This window comes from Stenotrophomonas sp., from assembly GCF_050737075.1.
In the GTDB taxonomy this organism is placed as follows: Bacteria; Pseudomonadota; Gammaproteobacteria; order Xanthomonadales; family Xanthomonadaceae; genus Stenotrophomonas.
The window spans coordinates 1-3,195 of the sequence record NZ_JBOHXV010000170.1 but is presented as its reverse complement, the minus strand read 5'-3'; the positions used below and the strand labels follow the sequence as shown (position 1 = coordinate 3,195).

The window sequence follows — 3,195 nt, the reverse complement described above, 5'->3', positions numbered from 1 at the left end:
CGGTCATCGACGCAGAGGCCGATGCGCTGCAGATGGCCGTAGATCGCGCCAAGACCATCGAGAATGCGATGCACCCGGCCACTGCCGGTGATGGAATCGCCGACTGGGAGCGCGTGCTCGGCCTGCGTCCATTGCCCAGTGCAGGCCCCACCGATCGCGTGCAGGCGGTGTTGGCCAAACTTGGCGAGCTTGGAGGGCTCTCCATTCCGTACTTTGTGCGTTTGGCGGCTGCCACTGGCTACGTGATCACGATCACCGAGCCCAAGCCTTGGCGAGTGGGCCACAGCAACGTGGATGAACCGCTGTACCTAGAAGACGTGCTGTTCGTCTGGCAGGTGCGCATCGACCGCCGCCCGCCCGATGCCACACCGGCCACTGATGCCGCGCTGGAGGCCACCTTTAACAACCTCAAGCCGGCGCATACCTTCTGCCAGTTCCTGGAGTCCTGACGTGCATCGTATCGATGTTCCAACCGCCGCATCCGCACCCCCACCGAGGCAAGAGCCTGGCCAACCGGGCTACTTCACCAGCGGCGACTTCGTCGGTGGCGTCAAAGCTACCGTCCCAGGTGCCGATTGGTTCAATACCGTCCAGGCCGAATTGAGCAATGCCGTGGAAGGGGCCGGTCAAGCGCTGGACCGCGATGACGATTCCCAGTTGCTGCGGGCCATTCAGGCGCTGATTCGTAAGACTCGGTATGTTCCCGGGCAGGTAATCGCGTTCGCTGGAAAAATCGTGCCCGAGGGAATGTTGCACTGTAACGGCGCAACCGTTTCACGCACCACCTACGCCGATCTGTTCGCCGCTGTGGGCACAACGTACGGTGCGGGGGATGGCAAGACCACCTTCAACCTTCCGTTGTGCAAGGAAGGCACCACGATCACCCATACCAACGACCCTGCCAATGTAGGCATCCATGCGCCTGGTGTTGTCATTTCCCATGCGCATACGGCCAGCGCTTCGGACGTTGGGGATCACACGCATTACATCGGCGTCTTCAACGCAGGAAGCCACACGCATGCTGCCAGTTCCGGAGCGGCTGGCGACCATACGCATGGTGCATGGACAGACGCGCAGGGAAGTCATGCGCATACCGGCGGAACGTCTTGGGGCGGTGATCACACCCATAGCATGGGTAGCTTCCGCGCTCGCTATCAAACTGGCGGTGACGCCGGCTTCCACGAAATGAATAGTGGCGCAGTGGGTACGAACGTAGCCGGGGGCCACAACCACACTTTCTCAACGGATGGCGCGGGGAATCATTCCCATAACATCGGCATGAACGGCCCTGGAAACCACACTCATACAATCGGAGTCGCCGCAGCAAGTGACCACTCGCATTCCTTGGATAACCGAGGTGCAGGGGCACATGGCCACATCATCACCGTGAACAGCGCCGGCGGGAATGACAATTTGCCTGCGGGTCTGCGCATGATTTATTGCATTGCCTACTAATTGAGGTTGCCCGCATGAGTTTCACGTCGCTTCCAGATTCGCGCCCCGCCTTTTCCTACGACCCAGTCACCCGGGAGCTGCTGGGCAACATCACCGTATTTCTGTCGCCTGCCGATGGCACCTATCCTCTGCCGCCGTCTGCGGTGGAGTTCTCACCAGGCGATTCGGCTGGCCTGTTTCGACGGCATCGCTTGACCATAGCTTTGGATGCGTGGGAGACCGTTGCCGACTTTCGTCATGTCATGCTCTACGCCAAGGCCACTGCGGAGCCGGTGGCCAACACGCTCTCGCTGGGAGAAGCGCTCTCCGATGACCTGACCACTACTCAGCCAATTGTGTTTGGCCCTGACGATCACTGTCGAAATCAGTGGGACGATGCAGCGAAAGCGTGGCGTGCCATTCCCGACTTCAGCTTGATCCCGCTCTGGGACAAATCCACCGCCGTGCTGGTTGACTCGCTGCCAGTGGGACAGCCTCTGCCGTTTGAGCTCACCACGATAGCGCCGCCGCGCGGAAACGCGGATGTCGCTAGATGGGACGAGTTAATCGGCGGGTGGGTCAAGAAGCTGAAGTAAAATTCCCGGTCACCTATCTGACCGGTAGCCTTGGGGTCATCATGCTGCAAAATGTTACACGGGGGCGTACTGCGTCACGCAATACGCACTTTACCTCGATCCAAATGCTTCGCGGAATCGCAGCGCTGATGGTGGTTCTGTTTCACCTAGTGAATGCCGAGGTTGTGCACGGGCGTGGAGCATCGCTGCTCGGCGGAAGCCTCGCAGAGTACGGCTATGGTGGGGTTGATCTGTTCTTCGTCATCTCCGGATTTGTGATGACTACCGTGATGGCGGGCAGGTTCGGGAGCACCACAGGCGCAGTACGGTTTCTGGCGAAGCGCGGACTGCGGATATTGCCGCTCTATTGGTTGTTTACGACAGCGATCGTTCTATTGCTACTGGTCAGACCAGGGGCTGTAGATGGCACCTACCACGACAAGAGCATCCTGGCTTCGTACTTGCTTTTGCCGCAACCTACACTTCCGCTGCTTCAGGTCGGTTGGACATTGATCTACGAAGCCTTCTTCTACCTGATGATGGCACTCGCGATTGCTTTAGTTTCCGAGCGTCGGGTTCTCGCATTTTTCGCGGCGTGGACTGTCGCCTTGCTGGCAATGCAGCTCATCCCGGGAGATTCTCCAGTCTGGCTGATCGTCAGCAGCCCAATGGGATGGGAGTTCATTTTCGGAGCCCTTATTGGCATGTACTGGCGTCGCCTCCCGGCGCGCTTGGCTGCAGGCTTCGCAATCACTGGAGGCATCGGCTTTGCAGCGGGTGCCGTGCTGCTGCAGATGCAGTATGTCCAAGGTGGTGACGCAGCATTGACCCGAACCATTGCGTTTGGACTTCCCAGCGCCCTTCTTCTTACGGGGCTGGTCCGCTGGGAACGTGCGGACAGAAGCTTCAGCCGCTCAGTCTTTCTCCTTGTTGGCGACGCTTCCTACTCGATCTATCTGAGCCATCTATTCGTACTGAGCATCGGGGCAAGACTGTGGAGCGCCTCGGGTTGGAATGAATCCGTATGGCAGCACTGCGCGTTCATTCTAGGGATGATGATTGCATGTGTAGTTGGAGGGCTTATTTGCCATCGCTGGATAGAAAAGCCACTTCTAAACACCAGCAAGGCTGCAACTCGTCGTCTCTTGTCCGCAGCCCAATCAGCATGACAGAACAGGGCGACGTG

Annotated in this window: 4 protein-coding genes; all 4 read left to right on the top strand. The window is 58.8% G+C overall.

The window, feature by feature from the left end:
* A partial coding sequence (locus tag ACREPD_RS21950) for a putative phage tail protein (RefSeq protein WP_431601258.1) occupies positions 1 to 449 on the top strand: 449 nt, incomplete at its 5' end.
* A gap of 1 nt (position 450) precedes the next feature.
* Complete coding sequence (locus tag ACREPD_RS21945) at positions 451 to 1,455, top strand: tail fiber protein (protein ID WP_431601257.1); 1,005 nt, start codon at positions 451 to 453, stop codon at positions 1,453 to 1,455.
* 14 nt (positions 1,456 to 1,469) lie between these two features.
* A complete protein-coding gene (locus ACREPD_RS21940; RefSeq protein WP_431601256.1) occupies positions 1,470 to 2,030 on the top strand; it encodes a phage tail protein in 561 nt (186 codons plus the stop codon).
* Entirely contained in the window at positions 2,009 to 3,178 is a 1,170-nt protein-coding gene (locus ACREPD_RS21935; protein WP_431601255.1) for an acyltransferase family protein, read from the top strand. The genes ACREPD_RS21940 and ACREPD_RS21935 overlap by 22 nt, the downstream gene beginning before the upstream one ends.
* The last annotated feature ends 17 nt before the right edge of the window (positions 3,179 to 3,195 follow it).